The organism is Streptomyces termitum (genome assembly GCF_014650175.1).
In the GTDB taxonomy this organism is placed as follows: Bacteria; Actinomycetota; Actinomycetes; order Streptomycetales; family Streptomycetaceae; genus Streptomyces; species Streptomyces termitum.
Map to the genome: position 1 here is coordinate 37,874 of NZ_BMUL01000008.1, position 19,092 is coordinate 56,965.

A 19,092-nucleotide genomic window follows, 5' to 3' on the forward strand; every position below is an offset into this window, starting at 1 on the left:
CGGGCGCGTCGCGGGGTCGGGGGCGTTTTACGGACGATCGGGGGCACAGGGGGCGCGCGAGGGGGCGCCCAGGCGCTCTTGCACGCCGTCCGGCGGTGGCTTTAGGTGGAAGGCAGCGGCTTCCCGACCGGTTCCGCGACCAGCACCTGGAGGTGCACGGATGGCGCCCAGCGGTACCCCGCGCGGCGGACCGCCCCTCACTGAGGAGGCGGCGGAGGACCTGTTGCGCTGCATCTGCTTCAAGACCGGCCCGCCCCGGACCGTGGGGGCGGAGCTGGAGTGGCTCGTCCACGATCTGCGCGACCCGCGCGAGCCGGTGCCGCCGGCCCGGCTGACGGCCGCCCTCGACAGCGTGCGGTCGCTGCCGCTGGTGTCGGCCCTGACCTTCGAGCCCGGCGGGCAGCTGGAGCTCAGCTCGCGGCCGGCCGGCTCCCTGATGGAGTGCCTGGACTCGCTCGCCTCCGACCTGGCGGCGGTGCGCGCGGCGCTGGCTCCGCTCGGTCTGACGCTGAGCGGGTACGGCGTGGACCCGTGGCACGCGCCGCGCGAGCGCGTGCTGCGCGAACCCCGGTACGACGCGATGGAGACCGCGCTCGGGCGGACGGGCCCGGGGGGCCGGGCCATGATGTGCGAGTCGGCCTCCGTCCAGGTCTGCCTGGACGCGGGGTACGAGGAGCCGGGGCCGCTCGGGCACCTGCGCCGCTGGGAGCTGGCCCATCTGCTCGGCGCGGTCCTGGTGGCGGTCTTCGCCAACTCCCCGCAGCACGGCGGGCGGCGCACCGGCTGGCGTTCCACTCGGCAGGCGCTGTGGGCCGGGCTCGACCCCCGGCGGACGCTGGCGCCGCCGGCCGACCGGGAGCCGCGCACCCGCTGGGCGGCGCACGTCCTGGACACGCCGGTGCTCTGCGTACGCGCCGAGGAGGGTCCGTGGCTGGTGCCGGAGGGGCTGACGTTCCGGGAGTGGCTGCGGACGGGGCTGCCGCGTCCGGCCGACGCCGACGACCTGCGCTACCACATGACGACGCTCTTCCCGCCGGTCCGGCCGCGCGGCCACCTGGAGTTGCGGATGATCGACGCGCAGCCGGGCGCGGACGGCTGGATGGTGCCGGTGGCGCTGGCCACGGCGGTCTTCGAGGACCCCGAGGCGGCCGAGGCGGCCCACCGGGCGGTGCGGCCGCTGGCGGAGCTGGCGGGTCCCGAGCCGGCGCCGCGCAATCCGCTGTGGACGCGGGCGGCCCGGGACGGGCTGGCCGATCCGGCGCTGCACGCGGCGGCGCTGGAGGTGTTCGCGGCGGCCGGTCCGGCGCTGCGGCGGGTCGGCGCGAACGAGCCGGTGCGGCGGGCGGTGGACGCCTTCCGGGAGCGGTACGTGGAGCCCGGCGGCTGTCCGGCCGTCGAGCTGGGGGCGAGCGCCCCGTGAGCGGCCCGGACGCCCCCGGGGCAAAGGCCCTGCGGACCCGGGCCCTTGAGGCGCTGACCGCCGCCCGGGCCCGTACCGCGCTGCTGACCGAGTGTGTGGACGACGGCGAACTGACCGCCCAGCACTCGCCGTTGATGTCGCCTCTGGTGTGGGACCTGGCACACATCGGGAACCAGGAGGAGCAGTGGCTGTGGCGGGCGGTCGGGGGCCGGGAGGCGCTGCGGCCCGAGATCGACCCGCTGTACGACGCCTTCGAGCACCCCCGGTCCGAGCGGCCGTCGCTGCCGCTGCTGCCGCCGGACGAGGCGCGGGCGTACGCCGCCGGGGTGCGGGACCGGGTCCTCGACGTGCTGGCCGGATCCCGCATGGAAGGCCGCCCCCTGCTCGCGGACGGCTTCGCCTTCGGGATGGTCGCCCAGCACGAACAGCAGCACGACGAGACCATGCTGATCACCCATCAGCTGCGGAAGGGTCCTGCGGTGCTGCACGCTCCTCCGCCCCCGGCGCACCCCTCCGTACCGCTCCCCGCCGAAGTCCTGGTGCCGGGCGGTCCGTTCACGATGGGCACCTCGGACGAGCCGTGGGCGCTGGACAACGAGCGTCCCGCGCACACCCGTTCCGTGGCCGCCTTCCACATCGACACCGTGCCGGTCACCAACGGCGCCTATCTGGCGTTCATGGCGGACGGCGGCTACACCGACCGGCGGTGGTGGCGCCCGGAGGGGTGGGAGCAGGTGCGCGCGCACGCCCTGGTGGCGCCGCTGTTCTGGCGGCAGGAGGGCGGGCGGTGGCTGCGCCGCCGGTTCGGGGTGACCGAGCCGGTGCCGGAGGACGAGCCCGTCCTGCACGTGAGCTGGTACGAGGCGGACGCGTACGCCCGCTGGGCGGGGCGGCGGCTGCCGACGGAGGCCGAGTGGGAGAAGGCGGCCCGGTACGACCCGGTCACCGGCCGCTCGCGCCGCTACCCGTGGGGCGACGCCGACCCGGGCCCGGACCACGCCAACCTGGGGCAGCGGCACCTGCGTCCCGCGCGGGCGGGCGGCTATCCGGCGGGCGCCTCGCCGCTCGGGGTGCGCCAGCTCATCGGCGACGTGTGGGAGTGGACGGCGAGCGACTTCCTGCCGTACCCGGGCTTCCGGGCGTTCCCGTACAAGGAGTACTCGGAGGTGTTCTTCGGCGCCGCCCACAAGGTGCTGCGCGGCGGTTCCTTCGCGGTGGACGCGGTGGCCTGCCGGGGGACCTTCCGCAACTGGGACCATCCGGTGCGGCGGCAGATCTTCTCCGGCTTCCGCACCGCCCGTTCCACGGAGCCGGGCTGATGTGCCGTCACCTCGCCTATCTGGGCGATCCGGTGGCGCTCGGCGCGCTCCTCGTCCGGCCGCCGCACGCGCTGCTCCGGCAGGCGTGGGAGCCCCGGACGCAAAGCAGCGGGGTGGTGAACGCGGACGGCTTCGGCGTCGGCTGGTACGCGGACGGGGACCCGGTCCCGGCCCGGTACCGGCGCGCCGGGCCGATCTGGGGCGACCTGTCCTTCGCCGACCTCGCCCGGGTGGTGCGCAGCGGAGCGCTGCTCGGCGCGGTGCGGGGCGCGACGCTGCCGGGCGCGGACGGGGAGGCCGCGGCGGCGCCGTTCGCCTCGGGGCGGTGGCTGTTCAGCCACAACGGCGCCGTGCCGGGCTGGCCCGGGTCGCTGGCGCCGCTGGCCGCGGCGCTGCCGGCGGCCGAGCTGCTGGAGCTGGCGGCGCGGACCGACTCGGCGCTGCTGTGGGCGCTCGTGCTGCGCCGGCTGCGGTCCGGCCAGGGGCCGGGGGACGCGCTCGCCGGGACCGTGACGGCGGCGGCCGAGGCCGCGCCGGGGGCCCGGCTCAACCTGCTGCTGACCGACGGTGCCGTGATCGCGGCGACCGCGTGGGGGAACAGCCTGTGGTACCTGGCGGAGCCCGGCCTGGCGGTCGTGGCGTCCGAACCGTACGACGACGATCCGCGCTGGCGGGAGGTGCCCGGGCACACGCTGGTCACCGCCACCCGGGCGGCCGTCGTCCTCACCCCGCTCAAGGAGTCGTCCGCGTGAGCACGTTCCAGCTGACCCGTACCCTCGCCCCCGACGCGGCCGCCGCCGACCTGCGCGCCGACGTGCTGCGCGGGCTGACCGGCACGCCCAAGGCGCTGCCGCCGAAGTGGTTCTACGACGCGCGCGGCAGCGAGCTGTTCGACGCGATCACCCGGCTGCCCGAGTACTACCCGACCCGGGCCGAGCGGGAGATCCTGGTCGCGCGGGCGCCGGAGATCGCGGCGGCGACCGGGGCCGGGACCCTGGTGGAGCTGGGGTCCGGCTCGTCGGAGAAGACCCGGTTCCTGATCGACGCGCTGCGGCCGGGGCTGGCCGCGTACGTGCCGGTGGACGTGAGCGAGTCGGCGCTGAAGGGGGCCGCCGAGGCGCTGCTCACCGACCGCCCCGAACTGCGGGTGCACGCGCTGGTCGCCGACTTCACCCGGGGGATCTCCCTGCCGGACACCCCCGGGCCCCGGCTGGTGGCCTTCCTCGGCGGGACGATCGGGAACCTGCTGCCCGGGGAGCGGCGGGCCTTCCTGCGGTCGGTGCGGGCGATGACCTCGCCCGGCGACGCCTTCCTGCTCGGCACCGACCTGGTGAAGGACGAGCCGACCCTGGTGGCCGCGTACGACGACGCGGCCGGGGTGACGGCGGCGTTCAACAAGAACGTGCTGGCCGTGATCGACCGGGAGCTCGGCGCGGACGCCGACCCCGACGACTTCGACCACGTGGCCCGCTGGGACCGGGAGCGGGAGTGGATCGAGATGCGGCTGCGCGCCCGGCACGCGCTGACCGTGAAGATCCCCGGCCTCGACCTGGCGGTGCCGTTCGCGGCGGGCGAGGAGCTGCGGACCGAGGTGTCGGCGAAGTTCCGTCAGGAAGGGGTGCGGGCGGAGCTGGCGGCGGCCGGGCTCGACCTGGTGCGGTGGTGGACGGACGAGGAGGGCCGGTTCGCGCTCTCGCTGGCGACGGCCCGGTAGCGGGCGGGGGCGGAGACGGGGAGCGAGGGGCGTACGGGGGCTGTGGGACGTACGGGAACGGAGACGGGGACAGCGGCCGGAGCGGGAACCGGGGCAGGAGCGGGAACAGGGCCCGGGACACGAGCGGGGACGGCGGCGGAGGCGAGGGCGTGCTGGGCGGCGGTGGCCAGGCTCCTGCGGTCGGGATACTGAATCACGGATATCGGATCCAATATTCGTATCTCGGCCACAAGCCCCCGGGCCCGCGCGATCCGCCAGAGCGACGCACCGAGCGGGTCCTCCCCCACGTACGCCGCCGCTCCGGTCGGCCGGTAGCCGATCCGTACCGGCTGGATATCGGATCCGGTGTCCACAGCGGCCTGGAAGAGGGCCGGACGGAACCGCCCACCCGCCCGTCCGCACCACGTCGAGCCCTCCGGGAAGGCCGTCACCCGGCCGCCGGCGGCGAGCGCGCCGGCGACCTCGCGCACGGTGCCGGGGAGCCGGCGCAGCCCGTCGCGGTCGATGAAGACGGTGCCGCCGAGGGCCGCGAGGGCGCCGAGCAGCGGCCAGCCGCGCACCTCGGCCTTGGCGACCATCCGGCCGGGCAGGACGGCGGCGACCAGGGGGACGTCCAGCCAGGAGACGTGGTTGGCGACCACGAGCAGCGGCCGGCCGGCGGGCGGCGGGGCGCCGTGGACGGTCAGCCGGACGCCGAAGGCGCGGACCACCGCCCGCACCCAGCGCCGGACCAGGGCGAGCCGGGCGGCGGCGGGCAGGAGGCCGGCCGCCGGGAGGAGGACCACGCCGAGCAGGACGGCCGCGCAGCCGGCCGCGAGGCGGGCGCAGGCGAGCGGCGCGGGCACCGGCGCCGCCGCGGGCTCCCCCGCGGGGTCCGGATGGGCCGCGCACCGGACGCCCGGGGTGCAGGGCGCCGTGGGGAGCCACGGCGACGGCGGCGCGGCGGCGGTCACGGGGCCGGGACGAGCGAGAGGAAGTGGCGCAGGTAGCGCGGGTTGGTCCGGCGCAGCGAGAGCAGCACGTAGAGGTCGGCGACGCCGAAGTCGGGGTCGTGGGCGGGGGCGCCGCAGACCCGGGCGCCGAGCCGGATGTAGCCGCGGAGCAGCGGCGGGAGTTCGGTGCGGCCCTCGGGGCGGGCGACGCCGTCGGCGTTCCAGAGCCGGTGCGGGGTGACCCAGTACTCCTCGGGGGCGAGGTGCTGGGCCTTGACGGTGTCCCAGGTGGCGGCTGCCAGCGCGCCGCCGTCGGCGAGCGGGAGGGAGCAGCAGCCGGCCAGCCACTCGTGGCCGGTGCGGGTCATGTAGCGGGCGAGGCCGGCCCAGATGAGGGCTATCACGGCGCCGTTGCGGTGGGCGGGGTGGACGCAGGAGCGGCCGACCTCGACCAGGCCGGGGCGGAGCGGGGCGAGGCGGGAGAGGTCGAACTCGGTCTCCGAGTAGAGCCGGCCGGTGGCGGCGGCCCGCTCGGGCGGCAGGATGCGGTAGGTGCCGACGACCTCGCCGGTGGTCTCCTCGCGGACCAGGAGGTGGTCGCAGTGGTCGTCGAAGGCGTCGACGTCGAGCCCCGGCTCGGGGCTGTCGAGGCGGGCGCCCATCTCCCCGGCGAAGACCAGGTGGCGCAGCCGCTGGGCGGCGCGGACCTCCTCCTGGTCGCGGGCGAGCCCCACGACGTAGCGGGGCTCGGGCCGTCCGCCGCCGTCGGCCGGGCCGGGCTGCGCGGGGAGCCCGAAGGCGGGCTGGATGCCCGCCGGCAGGGGGACGGCGGGGGCGGTGGAGTCGGCGAGCGCGTGCGAGGGAGCGGGCATGGCGGTCTCCTCCGGCGTACGGAAGGGGAAGGGGCGGTACCGGCCCGCGCGTGGTGCGGGCCGGCCCCTTACTTCTTCCGCCGCCGGCTGGATTCGACATGACCGGCCGGGGGATCGCGGGTGTGGGAAGGCTGAATGCTCTGCGGCGGCCTTCCCGGGGCCGCTATTCGGCGAGGGTCTCCGTGATCGCCTGCGAGGCGGTGCGGGCCGCCTTCGCGGCGTCCTTGCCCTCCAGGACGGCGGTCATGAAGGGCTTGATCGGGTTGTCGCCCTCGACGTTGGCCCACTGCGGGGAGTTCGGGGTGGCGCGGCCGTTGGCGGCGCCTGCGGCCATGGCGGCGGTGGCCTCCTGGCCGGAGACGACGGAGGCGAGGCCCTTCTTGTTGGGCACGTAGCCCATGGAGCGGGCGAGGTCGGTCTGCCACTTCTCGCCGGCCAGCGCCTTGACGACGTCGAGTGCGGCGGCCCGGTCGGGGGCGTTCTCCGGGATGATCAGGTCGGAGCCGCCGATGAAGACCGCGCCGGGGGTGCCGGCCTTCTTGCCGGGGAGGGGGAAGTAGCCGAGCTTGTCCTTGAGGCCGGGGTTGGCCTTGAGGATGGCGGGGATGGCGCTGGGCACGGCGATCAGCTGGGCGACGTCGCCCCGGGCGAAGACCTCGGCCTGCGGCGGGCTCTGCTCGTCGGCGTTCTTCGGGCCGGAGCCGAGGGACTGGAGGCTCTTGTAGAAGTCCATGCCGCGCAGGGCCGCGGGGGTGTGGAGGGCGCCGGTCCACTCGCCGTTCTCGTCGTCGGCGAGCTCGCCGCCCTCGTCCCAGATGAAGCCGGCGAGGGTGTACCAGTCCTGGCCCGCCAGGTAGATGCCCTGGGAGCCCTGCTTGTTGAGCTTCTCGGTGGTGGTGAGCCACTCCGCGCGCGTGGCCGGCGGCTTGTCGACGCCCGCCTGGGCGAACAGGTCCTTGTTGTAGATCACGATGCGGTTGGCGGCGTACCAGGGGATGCCGTACTGGGAGCCGCCGATGCTGCCGGGCTCGGCGAGACCGGGCAGCCAGTCGGAGCTGCCGAGGTCGCGGACGGACTCCAGGGTGAGGTCGTAGAGCCGGTCGGTGTCGGCGTACTGGGCGACCTGGGTGTTGCCGACCTCGATGACGTCGGGGCCGCCGCCGCCCTTGATGGCCTCGGTGACCTTCTTGCCGATGCCGGTCCACTCCTGGATCGTGACGTTGAGCTTGACGCCGTCGTGCTCGTCCTCGTACGCCTTGGTGAAGCGGTTGAGGAAGTCCTCGCTGACGCTGTCCCGCATGAGCCATATGTCGACCGTACGGGTCTGGCTCCCTGAGCCCGGCAACAGTCCGCAGCCCGCGAGGGAGAGCGCTGCGGCGGCGGCCAGCGGGCATGCGAGAGAGCGGTTCTTCACGACGTCACCTTCGGTTCACTACACGACGGCAGGGGACTGACCCGGCATGGGGGGACCGAACGGGATGTTCGCGCGGGTATGTGGCCTGGATTCTGGTCTGGACCATCAGAAATGGTCAAGTCCTTGACCATCTCGTTTCTGTCGAGGGCGGGACAATCGGAACGGTTACCCCCGGGTACGGGCGAAGAGGACCGGCCCCGCGTCGCGCGCCGCACGCCCCTGGGGCACGGTGGAGGGACCGCACGAGAGGAGTCCGGCCCCCATGTCGAACCACACCTATCGCGTCACCGAGATCGTCGGCACTTCCACCGAGGGCGTCGACCAGGCCATCCGCAACGGCGTCGAGCGCGCCTCCCGGACGCTCCGCGGCCTCGACTGGTTCGAGGTCACCCAGGTGCGCGGCCACCTGGTGGACGGGCGGATCGAGCACTACCAGGTGGGCCTGAAGGTCGGTTTCCGGCTGGACGAGGACGCCTGACCCGCTCCGGCGGACACCTTACGGCCCCGGGGCCGCGCACGGTCCCGGGAGGGCGTACGGCCCGGGTGTACGCCCTCCGGGCGGCACGAGGCGCCGGTACGCGCGCGTGCCGGCGGGCGGGGACCGGGTCCGGTCAGGTCCGGCCCTCGCGCTCCTGGGCGTCGCTCAGCGCCTCGGAGGAGGCGGCCCAGCGGGCGCGGACGACCGTGAAGCCGGCCTCCTCGGCGGCGTCGCAGACGAGCGCGTCGTCGTCGACCAGCATCCGGACCTCCCGGTCGGCCGCGAGCCGCCGCAGGATCTCCGTCTTGGTCACCCGGGCGGGCCGGAAGTCGCGGGGCCGCCGCATGTGGAGCGGCCCCTCGGGGAGCCCCTGCGCCGCGAGCCAGTCCAGGGTGTCCCGGCGGCAGCGCTCGGGGCGGCCCGTGAGGTAGACCACTTCGCACTCCTCTGCGGCGGACCGGCACAGGGCCACCCCCTCCGCCAGCGGCGGGTCGGCGGGCGCCGCCGCGAAGAACCCGTCCCAGTCGCGCGGGGAGCCCTCCAGGAAGTGCTGCCGGTGGGCGGTCGAGGCGAGCGTGTTGTCGAGGTCGAAGACGGCCAGCGGCCGGGTGTCCCGTGTCACGGGTCCAGCCTAGGAGCCGCCTCCGACAACCGTCCCGCGCGCTTCCCGGAAGCCGTGGCGCCCCCGGAGCCGCCCCGGGCCGCCGGCACCCTTTCGGGCGTGAGAAGTTAAGTTAGGCTTACCTAAGTAAGCCTTCGCTTCCGCCCTCCCCTGGAGCACCCATGCGGCTTCGCCCTGCCCGTACCTCGCGACCGACCCCCGCCGAGCGGATGCGGTCGATCATCGCGGTGGCCCCCTCCATGACCGTCGTGGTCGACGGCCGCCGGTACGAGGTCCACGGCTCCGGCGGCGCGCCCGCGACGGGCCGCGTCCATCTGCACGACTCCGCCGAGGACTTCGACGGCCGTCACGGGGTGCCGCGCGTCCCCCTGCGCATCGAGCTGACCGACATCGCCCCCACCCCGGTGCGCGACCGGGTGCGCGCCCGGGTGACGCTCACCGGCCTCGTCGCCGCCCCCTACGGCCCGGAAAGCACCGAGAGCACCTGCGTGGCGCTCGGCCAGGCGGTCCTGGAGGACGACGAGGGGCGCACGTACGTCCCGGCGGCCCAGCTCAGGGCCGCGGAGCCCGATCCTCTCGCGGGCTGCGAGGCGGCGATGCTCCATCACCTCGCCGCCGACCACCCGGACCTGGTCACCCGTCTGCTCCGCCTCGCCGCGTCGCACCTCAAGCGCGACCTCGTCCGGGCCCTGCCGCTCGCGATCGACCGGTACGGGATCACCCTGCGCCTCGAACGCCCCACCACCCAGTACGACCTGCGACTACCCTTCCCCAGCCCCCTCTCGGACGCCGAGCAGGTCGGCCCCCGCATCCGCTCCCTCCTGAGCACCGCGCGGCGCGCGTCCCACTCCCACCTGTTCGCCTGAGCCGCCGCGCCCGACCGGCCCGGGGCCGGGCGTGACACACGTCACCGCCCGCTCCCGGCGGCGAACGCGACCCACAGAGCAACTAAGGTTAGCCTTACCTCAGTTCGAAGCTTCTGGGGCTTCCACAGGTGCGGACGCTCCGCGTTCCCCCCGACAACAGGAGACCGACGAACATGACTCCACGGGTCGCCGTGGCCGGAGCCAGTGGCTACGCCGGCGGAGAGATCCTGCGCCTGCTCGCCTCCCATCCCGGGGTGGAGATCGGCGCCGTCACCGCCCGCACCAGCGCGGGCCGGACGCTCGGAGAGGTCCACCCCCACCTGACCTCCCTGGCCGACCGGGTCCTGGAGGAGACCACGGCGGACACCCTGGCCGGACACGAGGCCGTCCTCCTCGCCCTGCCGCACGGCCGGTCGGCCGCCCTGGCCGACGCCCTGCCGCCGCACACCCCCGTCATCGACTGCGGCGCCGACTTCCGCCTGCGCGACCCGGCCGACTGGCGGCGGTTCTACGGCTCCGAGCACGCGGGCAGCTGGCCGTACGGACTCCCCGAACTGCCGGGCGCCCGCGCCGAACTGAGGAACGCCACCCGTGTCGCCGTGCCCGGCTGCTTCCCGACCGCGGCGACCCTGGCGCTCTTCCCCGCCCATGCCGCCCGCCTGGTGGAGCCCGAGGCCGTCGTCGTCGCGGCCAGCGGCACCTCCGGGGCCGGCCGGGCGCTCAGGCCCCACCTGCTCGGCGCCGAGGTGATGGGCTCCATGACCCCGTACGGAGTCGGCGGCGGCCACCGGCACACCCCCGAACTCGTCCAGAACCTCTCCCGGGCGGCCGGCGAGCGCGTCACCGTCTCCTTCACCCCGACCCTGGCCCCCATGCCGCGCGGCATCCTCGTCACCTGCTCGGCCCGGCTCCGGCCCGGCACGGCCGCCGACGGCGGCGAGGAGGAGGTCCGCGCGGTCTTCGAAGCGGCCTACGCGGACGAGCCGTTCGTCCGGCTGCTCCCGCCCGGCCGGTGGCCCTCCACGGCCTCGGTGCTCGGCTCCAACACCGCCCTGGTGCAGATCGCCGTGGACCCCGCGGCCCGCCGCCTCGTCTGCGTCGGCGCCATCGACAACCTCACCAAGGGCACCGCCGGCGGCGCGGTGCAGTGCATGAACCTCGCCCTCGGCCTCCCCGAGGGGCTGGGCCTGCCCGTGAACGGAACGGCGCCGTGAGCCGGGGCGGCCGCCCCGCCGCGGCCACGACGAGACCCACGCCCGCGCGCCGCGCGGGCGAAGAAGCGAACGGAGGGGCACTGTGACCGTGACCGCCGCCCAGGGATTCCTCGCGAGCGGCGTGGCCGCCGGGATCAAGGAGTCCGGCGACCCCGACCTCGCCCTGGTGGTGAACCGGGGACCGTCCCGCGCCGCCGCCGGGGTGTTCACCTCCAACCGGGTCCAGGCCGCGCCGGTCCGCTGGTCCCGGCGCGCGCTCGCCGGCGGACGGCTCGCCGCCGTCGTCCTCAACTCCGGCGGGGCCAACGCCTGCACGGGCCGCGCGGGCGACCGCGACGCCCTGGCCATGGCCGGGCGGACGGCGGCGGCGCTGGGCGCGGACCCCGGCGAGGTCGCCGTCTGCTCCACCGGCCTGATCGGCGTCCCCCTGCCCATGGACCGCGTCACGGCCGGCATCGACGCCGCCGCGGACGCCCTGTCGCCCGCCGGCGGCGCGGACGCGGCCACCGCCATCAGGACGACGGACTCGGTGCGCAAGACCGCCGCGGTCTCCCGGTCCGGCTGGACCGTCGGCGGCATGGCCAAGGGCGCGGGCATGCTCGCCCCCGGCCTCGCCACCATGCTCGTCGTCCTCACCACCGACGCCGACGCCGACGCCGGGCTGCTCGACTCCGCACTGCGCGCCGCCGTGCGCACCACCTTCGACCGGGTCGACTCCGACGGCTGCATGTCCACCAACGACACCGTCCTCCTCCTCGCCTCCGGCGCCTCCGGACGGGTGCCCGACGCCGGGGAGTTCACCGACGCCGTGCACACCGTCTGCCGCGACCTGGCGCTCCAGCTGGTCGCGGACGCCGAGGGGGCGTCCAAGGAGATCGAGATCACGGTGACCGGCGCGGCCTCCGAGCGGGACGCCGTCACCGTCGGCCGCTCCGTGGCCAGGAACAGTCTCCTCAAGTGCGCGCTGCACGGGGAGGACCCCAACTGGGGCCGGGTGCTGTCCGCGATCGGCACCACGGACGCCGTCTTCGACCCCGACCGGCTGGACGTGGCGATCAACGGCGTGTGGGTGTGCCGGGACGGCGCGGCGGGCGAACCGCGCGAGAAGGCCGTCCTCTCCGGCCGCCGGATCACCGTCACGGTCGACCTGCGCGCCGGTGACGCCTCGGCGGTCGTCTGGACCAACGACCTCACCGCCGCGTACGTCCACGAGAACAGCGCCTACAGCTCATGAGCGGCACAGTGGCAAAGGAGACGGTGACGGCGCGGCCGGCCGGAACAGCGTCCTGGCGCGAGGAGTTGCGGGGCCGCACGGTCGTCGTGAAGTTCGGCGGCAACGCCATGGTGGACGCGTCGCTCCTGGAGGCGTTCGCCCAGGACGTCGTGACGCTGCGTCAGGCCGGGGCGCAGCCGGTCGTGGTGCACGGCGGCGGCCCCCAGATCAGCTCCATGCTCGACCGGCTGGGCCTGCGAACCCGCTTCGAGGCCGGTCTGCGGGTGACGACGCCGGAGACCCTCGACGTGGTCCGGATGGTGCTGACGGGGAGCGTCCAGCGCGAACTGGTCGGCGCGATCGACGCCCACGGCCCCCTCGCCGTGGGCCTGTCCGGCGAGGACGCGCACACCCTGACCGCCGTCCGGCGCCGGGCCGAGGTCGACGGGCGGCTCGTGGACATCGGACTGGTGGGCGAGGTCGTGGCCGTGGCGCCGGGGACCGTACGGGCGCTGCTGCGGGAGGGCCGCGTCCCGGTCGTCTCGCCGACCGCCCGGGGCGACGACGGCCAGGTCTACAACGTCAACGCCGACCTCGCGGCCTCGGCCCTGGCGGTCGCGCTCGGCGCCGCCCGGCTCGTCGTCCTCACCGACGTCCCGGGGCTGTACGCCGACTGGCCGCGCGGCACCGAGGTGATCGAGCGGCTGACGGCCGCCGAACTGGACGCGCTGCTCCCCGGGCTCGCCAGCGGCATGCTGCCGAAGATGGAGGGCTGCCTGCGGGCCGTCCGGGCGGGCGTCGCCCGCGCCCAGGTGGTCGACGGCCGGGTGCCGCACGCGCTGCTGCGCGGCGTCCGGGCCGAGAACGGAACCGGTACGACAGTGGTGCCGGACGAGAGCGCCGGGCCGCGACGGCCCGGCGGGAAGAAGGACGACGCATGACCCCCGACGGCACGGCCCCGCTCACCGACCGGTGGCGCGCGGTGATGATGGACACCTACGGCACTCCCCCGCTGGCCCTCGTCAGGGGCGAGGGCAGCACGGTGTGGGACGAGGCCGGGCGCGCGTACACCGACTTCACCGGCGGAATCGCCGTCAACTCCCTCGGGCACGCCCACCCGGCGCTCGTCGCGGCCGTCCGCGAGCAGGCGGCCCGGCTCGGGCACGTGTCGAACCTCTTCGTCTCGGAGCCCGCGGTCGCGCTGGCGGAGCGGCTGCTGTCCCTGCTGGGGCGGCCGGGCCGGGTCTTCTTCTCGAACTCGGGGGCCGAGGCGGTCGAGACCGCCGTCAAGATCGCCCGGCGGACCGGGCGTCCCCATCTGGTCGCGGCCGAGGGCGGCTTCCACGGGCGGACCCTGGGAGCGCTGGCCCTCACCGGCCAGCCCGCCAAGCAGGCCCCCTTCCTGCCGCTGCCCGGCGAGGTGACGCACGTCCCCTTCGGCGACGCGGCGGCGCTCCGGGCGGCCGTCACGGAGCGGACGGCGGCCGTGGTGCTCGAACCGGTCCAGGGCGAGGGCGGCGTTCGGCCCGCCCCCGCGGGCTATCTGCGCGCCGCCCGTGAGATCACCCGGACCGCGGGCGCCCTCCTCGTCCTCGACGAGGTGCAGACCGGGATCGGCCGCACCGGCCACTGGTTCGCGCATCAGGCGGACCCCGGCATCGATCCCGATGTGGTCGTTCTGGCCAAGGGGCTGGGCGGCGGGCTGCCGATCGGCGCCACGGTCGCCTTCGGGCCGGCCGCCGGGCTGCTGACCCCCGGCCAGCACGGCTCCACCTTCGGCGGGAACCCCCTCGCCTGCGCGGCCGGACTGGCCGTCCTGGAGACCGTGGAGAAGGAGGGACTGCTCGACCGCGCCGCGCGGACCGGCGAGCGGCTGCGGCGCGGCGTCGAGGCGCTCGGCCACCCCCTGGTCCGCGAGGTGCGGGGCGGGGGGCTGCTGTTGGGCGTCGTCCTCGCCGAGCCGGTCGCCGAGCGGGTCCGGCGGGCCGCCCAGGACGCCGGCTTCCTGGTGACCACGGCCGGTCCCGGGGTCGTACGGCTGGCGCCCGCCCTGACCCTGCCGGAGGACCGGGCCGACGCGCTGGTGGCGGCGCTGCCCGGCATCCTCGACGCCTCGGCGGCCGACGGCGCGTGAGCCGTACCGACGCCGCCCCGGCCGCCCCGGTCACCTGCGGGTGACCGGGGCGGCCGGGGCGCGCGGTGTGCCGCGGCGTTCTCCAGAACCTCCCGGGGGGGGCGGTTCTGGGGCGGCTGTTCTAGAGGGGTGAGCCGATGCCGTCGGCCACCGGCCGGGGGGTGTCCGGGACGGGTGCCGGGCGGTGGCCGAGGACGGAGTCCAGGATCTCGCCGACCCGGACGGCGGTGTTGGAGAGCAGGGACGACGTGATGCCGTGGGTGTGCTCGGTGCCGCCCTGGAGGTAGATGCCGCAGCGCAGTTCGGGGTCGGTGGCCAGGCGGTAGTCGCGGCCGACGAGGAGGCGGCCCTCCGCGTCGTGCCGGCAGTGGTCGGCGATCCGGCCGAGGACTCCCCCGGGGTCGGCGGGGCGGTAGCCCGTCGCGTAGACGACGACGTCGGCGTCGAGGAGGGTCTCCTCGCCGGTGACCAGGGAGGTGACGCGGGCCCGGACCCCGGTGTCGTGCTCCTCGATCCCGGTGAGGCGGGAGACGTTGAGGAAGCGCAGGCGTTCGGCGCCGAGGACCTTCTCCCGGTACGCCTGGCGGTACAGGTCGTCGATGAGCTCGATGTCCACGACGGAGTAGTTGGTGTTGCCGTGGTACTCCATCAGCTTGCGCTTCACGTCGTCGGGGGCCGTGAAGTACTCGTCGACGGCGGCCGGGTCGAAGATGCGGTTGGCGAAGCCGCTGTCGTCGGCCGGGCTGTAGCCGTAGCGGGAGAAGACGGCGCAGACCTCGGCGCCGGGGAAGCGGCGGTGGAGGTAGGCGACGTTCTCGGCCGCGCTCTGTCCGGCGCCGACGACGACGAAGCGGGTGGGGTCGGTGCCGTCGAGCGTGTCGGCCTTCGCGAGGAGTTCGGAGGTGTGCCAGACCCGTCCGGTCCGCTCGACGCCCTCGGGCATCCGGGGGCTCAGGCCGGTGCCGATCACGAGGTTCCGGGCGCGGTGGACCACGGTCCCGGTGCCGTACCGGGCGGTGACGTCGAGGTGTTCGACGATCCCGTCGCGCACCACGGGTTCGACGGAGACGACCTCGTGGCCGTAGGAGACCATGTCGTCGACCTTGGCCGCCGCCCACTCGAAGTAGTCGTGGAACTCGACGCGGAGCGGGAAGAGGTTCTTGTGGTTGACGAAGTCGATCAGCCGGCCCCTGCTCTGGAGGTAGCAGAGGAAGCTGTACTCGCTGGCCGGGTTCCGCAGCGTCACCAGGTCCTTGAGGAAGGACACCTGCATCGTGGCGTCGTCGATCAGCATGCCCCGGTGCCAGCCGAAGTCCGGCTGGCGTTCGAAGAAGTGCGCGGTGACGGCCTCCTCCCTGCCGACCCGGGTGTTGTGCTCGCTCAGAGCTATCGCCATGGCCACATTGGACGGCCCGAAGCCGATGCCTATGAGGTCGTGGACCAGAGGGGCGTCGCCAGGAAGGCCCTGAGACATGTCACTCCCATCGTGCGGAACTGCCGCCTGCGAGGCGCGGGAAGGGTCGGGAAAGAGCGGAAAGAAAGGGACGCGGCACCCGGTCGGATGCCACCGCCATCACGTCGCAACTTAGGTAAGGCTAACCTGATTCAGATCGAGCTGTCGACCAACCCGACCGGAAGCACGGAATCCGCGCCCCGTGAACTCGCTCGGAAATCAAGGCGCTTGCCTTGTTAGGTAAGCCTTGCTTTACTTTAGGTGATCATTCACCCTATCGCGGAGGAATCCCCCTGCGGATCGTCGTGTTCGACCACCGGACACGAGGTCACCGCACCCCGAAAGGCCCTTCCGGGGCCTTCCCATGACACGAGTAGGTCAGAGACGCCTCACTCGCACCGCGAGCAAGGGACACCCCCCTGTGGAACAACCCGCCCTCTCCGGCGTCGCGTACGACGCCTCCGGAGCCTCCTTCGCCGTCGTCGGCATCTCGAACATGCCCGGCACCGACTGGTCCCAGGTCTTCCGGGCCCTGGCCGGCACCGGCCTCACCCTCCCGGACGGCGTCCCGCCCCCGCCGCCGGCCGGGTCCAGGACCGCGTCCGGCGCCGAGACCTCCCCCCGCCTGAGCATGACGCCCCCCGGCGTGCTGAACCTCAACGCGTACCTCATGTACGCCGTCGGCAAGGCCGCCCGCCGCCGGCTCACCGAGCGGCTGGCCGCCCACAACCTGCGCCTGTGGCACCTGACCGTCCTGGCCCTGGTGGCCGACCTGGGCCCGCAGATGAAGACCGTCCTCGCCGCGCGGCTCGACATGAACCCCAGCGACCTGGTGAAGATCGTCAACGACCTGGTGCGGACCGGCCACGTGGACTGCGCCCGGGACCCCGCCAACCGGCGCCGGGTCCTGGTCCGTCCGACCCCCGAGGGCCGGACCTACCTGGCCCGGCTCAACGCGGACATCGCCTCGGCCGACGACGAGGTGCTGGCGCCGCTGGACGCGCGGGAGCGCGAGACGCTCGCCGCCCTGCTCCGCCGGGTCCACCGGCACCTCGAACCGAGCCCGGCCAGCGTGGTCCACGACCCCTCCCGGGACGTGGAGGTCCTGTCCGGCGGCTCCGACGAGGACGGCCGGATCGACTGGACGCGCCCGGCCGAGGACATCGCCCGCTTCGTCGGGGCCCGGCGCGCGCTGTGCCCGACCGCCTTCACCCACCACGGCGGCCGGCGGCTCGGCGTCCTCACCGCGTCGGTCTCCCACGGCCGCCACACCGGCGAGCCTGGCCTCGTCCTGCGGAACGGGGACGAGGGCGTGGTCGTCGTCGCCGGGCCGGACCACGGCGAACCCCGGCCCGGCGTCGTCCTCGGCCTCGTCCGCCCCGAGACCGGCGGCGGGAGCGGTGCGGAGGGCGGCGGGGAGGCCCGCGCCGAGGAGTACTTCGCCGCCGGGGGCCGCTGAGGGCCCGACGGCTCCGTTCCCCCCTTCCCGGCCTGGACGGGCCCGGACGACCCCTAGGAGGGTCGTCCGGGCCCGTCCGCGTCCGGCGTCCGCGCGGCTCAGGAACCGGAGCGGCCGAGGGTCCAGAGGCGGTGGTCCCAGCCGATGTCGGCGCGGGAGCGCACCGCGAGCCCCGCGCGCCCGGCGAGGTCCTCGATCTCCTCCGCGGCGCGCACCCCGGAGCCGAAGGCGCACTTGAGGCGCAGGTGGCGCAGGACCGCCTCCCCGTCCTCGGGGTCACCGGTCGCGACCTGCTCGACCAGGAGCAGGGTGCCGTCCGCCGCGAGCGAGGCGGCGGCCCCGGAGAGGGTGTGCAGCGCGTCCTCGTCGTCCTGCCACTCCAGCTGACGCGACATCAGCAGGGTGCGGGTGCCGGCCGGTACGGTGCCGGAGCCGGCGACCAGGCCGATCCTGGGCAGCAGTTCCCGGTCGAGGATCGTCTCGCGCAGCACCCGGAGCACCGAGGGCATCGCGACGATCCGCGCGCGCAGCTCCGGGAACTCCCTGACCAGGACCTCGACGACGGTCGCGACGCCGTGGCCGGTGGCGGTCAGCTCGGTGACGGACGGCCAGTCGTGGGCGCCCAGCACGCCGGGGGCGATCCAGCGGGCCTCGTCCTCGACGGCGGCGCGGGCGGTGTCGGCGATCCGGGACTCCCGGGCCATCTCCTCGGTCAGGGTGCGCCCGGCGAGGGTGCGGTAGCCAGCCCTCCCGGTGCGGACGGTGTGCAGCAGACCGGAGAGGGAGGCGTCGAACGCGGCCTCGGCGCCCTCCAGGTGGTACTCCTCCGCCGAGTGGTCGTCCTCGACCAGCTCCTCGCTGATCGGGGTGAGGCTGTAGTTGCCCTCGCCGTCGGTGGCGAGCAGCTCGATCCCCACCAGGTAGTCCAGGAGGGCCTTGAGGGTGGCCGGGTGGGCCCCGGCGCTCCGGGCGATCCCGGCGGCGTCGCGCACGCCCCGGTCGACCAGGTCGAAGACGCCGAGGGTGACGGCGGTGCGGATGGCGTAGGGCGGTGCCAGGTCGGTCAGTCGGTGGAGGCGCTCGTGGGCGGTGTCCTCGTCCTCCTCCACCGCCTCGGCGGGGGCGGCGGGCGCGGTGCGGCGCCAGTACCCCGTGATGTGGGTGTGCTCGCGCGGCACGTCGCGCTCGGTCGCCAGGTGGCGGCGGATGCCCTTGAGGGCGACGGCCTCGCCGGCGACCCAGGCGAAGACGGTGCCGGGCAGCCAGTCGGCGGCGCGGACGGCCCGCTCCAGGAGGTCGGTGGTGCCGGCCGGGGCGCCGTTCCTGGAGAGCCAGACGATCTCGGCGTCGGCCTTGGTGGGCAGGTCCTGGCGGTGGCTGTCGTCGCCGATCTCGATGAAGACGCGGGCCCTGGTGCCCTCGGGCATCTCGGCGAGCCAGCGGCCGATGGCGGGCAGGGCGGTCTCGTCGCCGATCACGAGGAGCCAGTCGGCGCCCTCGGGATGGCCGTGGGACATCTTGGGTCCGGCGATCCAGGCGCTGTCGCCCGGTGCGGCGCTCTCGGCCCAGGCCGAGGCGACGCCGCCCTCGTGGCGGACGAAGTCGAAGACGATCTCGCCCTTCCCGGGGTCGTGGGAGACGGGGGTGTAGTCCTTGGCGACGGGCCGACCGTCGGACCAGTCGAGGCTGCCCACCCGCTGCCGGGGCAGGACCAGGCGGCCGGTCTCGTCGGGGAAGAAGAACTTCACGTGGTCGTCGAAGCCCTCGGTGCGCAGGGCGGGCAGGTCCAGGCCGTCCTTGGTGAAGGCGGCGAGCTGGGGGCCGCCGAGGGTGAGGCGGCGCATGCCGGGGGTGAGGTTCTCGGCGCGCAGCACGGTCAGTTCGCGCAGCACGATGGGGAAGGTGACGACCGGGCGGGGGCTGCGGGTGGGCATGGGTACGGCTCCTTCGCGCGCGGTGCCGGGCGGGCGCCGCGGAGGGAC

17 protein-coding genes are annotated in these 19,092 nt (G+C 75.1%); 11 read left to right on the forward strand and 6 right to left on the reverse strand.

Annotated elements, in window-relative coordinates; all coding sequences use genetic code 11:
- Window positions 1-160 precede the first annotated feature (160 nt).
- From egtA to egtD, 4 genes are read left to right on the forward strand one after another with little or no spacing between them, the layout of a single operon-like run.
- A complete protein-coding gene (gene egtA / locus IE219_RS16800; protein ID WP_189978112.1) occupies window positions 161-1,420 on the forward strand; it encodes an ergothioneine biosynthesis glutamate--cysteine ligase EgtA in 1,260 nt (419 codons plus the stop codon).
- A complete protein-coding gene (gene egtB, locus IE219_RS16805) occupies window positions 1,417-2,739 on the forward strand; it encodes an ergothioneine biosynthesis protein EgtB (protein WP_189978114.1) in 1,323 nt (440 codons plus the stop codon). The genes egtA and egtB overlap by 4 nt, the downstream gene beginning before the upstream one ends.
- The gene (gene egtC, locus IE219_RS16810; protein ID WP_189978116.1) at window positions 2,739-3,491 is read left to right on the forward strand and encodes an ergothioneine biosynthesis protein EgtC; all 753 of its coding nucleotides are present in this window, start codon (window positions 2,739-2,741) and stop codon (window positions 3,489-3,491) included. The genes egtB and egtC overlap by 1 nt, the downstream gene beginning before the upstream one ends.
- Window positions 3,488-4,453, forward strand: coding sequence for an L-histidine N(alpha)-methyltransferase (gene egtD / locus IE219_RS16815; RefSeq protein WP_189978118.1), 966 nt, complete (start codon window positions 3,488-3,490; stop codon window positions 4,451-4,453). Before egtC ends, egtD begins: the two co-directional genes overlap by 4 nt.
- On the opposite strand, the gene IE219_RS16820 is transcribed toward egtD, so the two are convergent.
- From IE219_RS16820 to IE219_RS16830, 3 genes are all read right to left on the reverse strand, one after another.
- Complete coding sequence (locus IE219_RS16820) at window positions 4,348-5,406, reverse strand: lysophospholipid acyltransferase family protein (protein WP_189978120.1); 1,059 nt, start codon at window positions 5,404-5,406, stop codon at window positions 4,348-4,350. The genes egtD and IE219_RS16820 overlap by 106 nt on opposite strands.
- On the reverse strand, window positions 5,403-6,257 hold the full coding sequence (locus IE219_RS16825) for a GNAT family N-acetyltransferase (protein ID WP_189978122.1): 855 nt from the start codon (window positions 6,255-6,257) through the stop codon (window positions 5,403-5,405). Before IE219_RS16825 ends, IE219_RS16820 begins: the two co-directional genes overlap by 4 nt.
- A 163-nt stretch (window positions 6,258-6,420) precedes the next feature.
- Window positions 6,421-7,671, reverse strand: a complete 1,251-nt coding sequence (locus IE219_RS16830) for an extracellular solute-binding protein (RefSeq protein WP_189978124.1) — start codon at window positions 7,669-7,671, stop codon at window positions 6,421-6,423.
- Window positions 7,672-7,933: 262 nt separating this feature from the next.
- Here IE219_RS16830 and IE219_RS16835 point away from each other — a divergent pair, with 262 nt between their 5' ends.
- A complete protein-coding gene (locus IE219_RS16835) occupies window positions 7,934-8,149 on the forward strand; it encodes a dodecin (protein WP_189978127.1) in 216 nt (71 codons plus the stop codon).
- Between the two features lie 133 nt (window positions 8,150-8,282).
- Here the strand turns inward: IE219_RS16835 and IE219_RS16840 are convergent, their stop codons facing one another.
- Complete coding sequence (locus tag IE219_RS16840; RefSeq protein WP_189978129.1) at window positions 8,283-8,771, reverse strand: phosphatase domain-containing protein; 489 nt, start codon at window positions 8,769-8,771, stop codon at window positions 8,283-8,285.
- Between the two features lie 161 nt (window positions 8,772-8,932).
- Here IE219_RS16840 and IE219_RS16845 point away from each other — a divergent pair, with 161 nt between their 5' ends.
- The 5 genes from IE219_RS16845 to IE219_RS16865 all read left to right on the forward strand — a co-directional run bounded on the left by IE219_RS16845 (window position 8,933) and on the right by IE219_RS16865 (window position 14,198).
- Entirely contained in the window at window positions 8,933-9,637 is a 705-nt protein-coding gene (locus IE219_RS16845; protein ID WP_189978131.1) for a DUF2470 domain-containing protein, read from the forward strand.
- 173 nt (window positions 9,638-9,810) lie between these two features.
- The gene (gene argC, locus IE219_RS16850; protein ID WP_189978133.1) at window positions 9,811-10,851 is read left to right on the forward strand and encodes an N-acetyl-gamma-glutamyl-phosphate reductase; all 1,041 of its coding nucleotides are present in this window, start codon (window positions 9,811-9,813) and stop codon (window positions 10,849-10,851) included.
- 82 nt (window positions 10,852-10,933) lie between these two features.
- A complete protein-coding gene (gene argJ / locus IE219_RS16855) occupies window positions 10,934-12,085 on the forward strand; it encodes a bifunctional glutamate N-acetyltransferase/amino-acid acetyltransferase ArgJ (RefSeq protein WP_189978135.1) in 1,152 nt (383 codons plus the stop codon).
- Window positions 12,082-13,005: an acetylglutamate kinase gene (gene argB, locus IE219_RS16860; RefSeq protein WP_189978137.1), complete on the forward strand. Its 924-nt coding sequence runs from the start codon at window positions 12,082-12,084 to the stop codon at window positions 13,003-13,005. Before argJ ends, argB begins: the two co-directional genes overlap by 4 nt.
- Complete coding sequence (locus IE219_RS16865; protein WP_189978139.1) at window positions 13,002-14,198, forward strand: acetylornithine transaminase; 1,197 nt, start codon at window positions 13,002-13,004, stop codon at window positions 14,196-14,198. Before argB ends, IE219_RS16865 begins: the two co-directional genes overlap by 4 nt.
- A gap of 121 nt (window positions 14,199-14,319) precedes the next feature.
- Here the strand turns inward: IE219_RS16865 and IE219_RS16870 are convergent, their stop codons facing one another.
- Complete coding sequence (locus tag IE219_RS16870) at window positions 14,320-15,672, reverse strand: lysine N(6)-hydroxylase/L-ornithine N(5)-oxygenase family protein (RefSeq protein ID WP_189978142.1); 1,353 nt, start codon at window positions 15,670-15,672, stop codon at window positions 14,320-14,322.
- 400 nt (window positions 15,673-16,072) lie between these two features.
- Here IE219_RS16870 and IE219_RS16875 point away from each other — a divergent pair, with 400 nt between their 5' ends.
- Window positions 16,073-17,110, forward strand: coding sequence for a winged helix DNA-binding protein (locus IE219_RS16875; RefSeq protein WP_189978144.1), 1,038 nt, complete (start codon window positions 16,073-16,075; stop codon window positions 17,108-17,110).
- 98 nt (window positions 17,111-17,208) lie between these two features.
- Here IE219_RS16875 and IE219_RS16880 read toward each other — a convergent pair whose 3' ends face one another.
- Complete coding sequence (locus IE219_RS16880) at window positions 17,209-19,044, reverse strand: siderophore-interacting protein (protein WP_189978146.1); 1,836 nt, start codon at window positions 19,042-19,044, stop codon at window positions 17,209-17,211.
- Window positions 19,045-19,092 lie beyond the last annotated feature (48 nt).

Bases quoted from the DNA above. Each gene is read 5' to 3' on its own strand.
- egtA (WP_189978112.1), top strand. From the start codon at position 161: ATGGCGCCCAGCGGTACCCCGCGCGGCGGACCGCCCCTCACTGAGGAG.
- egtC (WP_189978116.1), top strand. From the start codon at position 2,739: ATGTGCCGTCACCTCGCCTATCTGGGCGATCCGGTGGCGCTCGGCGCG.
- IE219_RS16825 (WP_189978122.1), bottom strand. From the start codon at position 6,257: ATGCCCGCTCCCTCGCACGCGCTCGCCGACTCCACCGCCCCCGCCGTC.
- IE219_RS16835 (WP_189978127.1), top strand. From the start codon at position 7,934: ATGTCGAACCACACCTATCGCGTCACCGAGATCGTCGGCACTTCCACC.
- IE219_RS16845 (WP_189978131.1), top strand. From the start codon at position 8,933: ATGCGGCTTCGCCCTGCCCGTACCTCGCGACCGACCCCCGCCGAGCGG.
- argC (WP_189978133.1), top strand. From the start codon at position 9,811: ATGACTCCACGGGTCGCCGTGGCCGGAGCCAGTGGCTACGCCGGCGGA.
- argB (WP_189978137.1), top strand. From the start codon at position 12,082: ATGAGCGGCACAGTGGCAAAGGAGACGGTGACGGCGCGGCCGGCCGGA.
- IE219_RS16865 (WP_189978139.1), top strand. From the start codon at position 13,002: ATGACCCCCGACGGCACGGCCCCGCTCACCGACCGGTGGCGCGCGGTG.
- IE219_RS16870 (WP_189978142.1), bottom strand. From the start codon at position 15,672: ATGTCTCAGGGCCTTCCTGGCGACGCCCCTCTGGTCCACGACCTCATA.
- IE219_RS16880 (WP_189978146.1), bottom strand. From the start codon at position 19,044: ATGCCCACCCGCAGCCCCCGCCCGGTCGTCACCTTCCCCATCGTGCTG.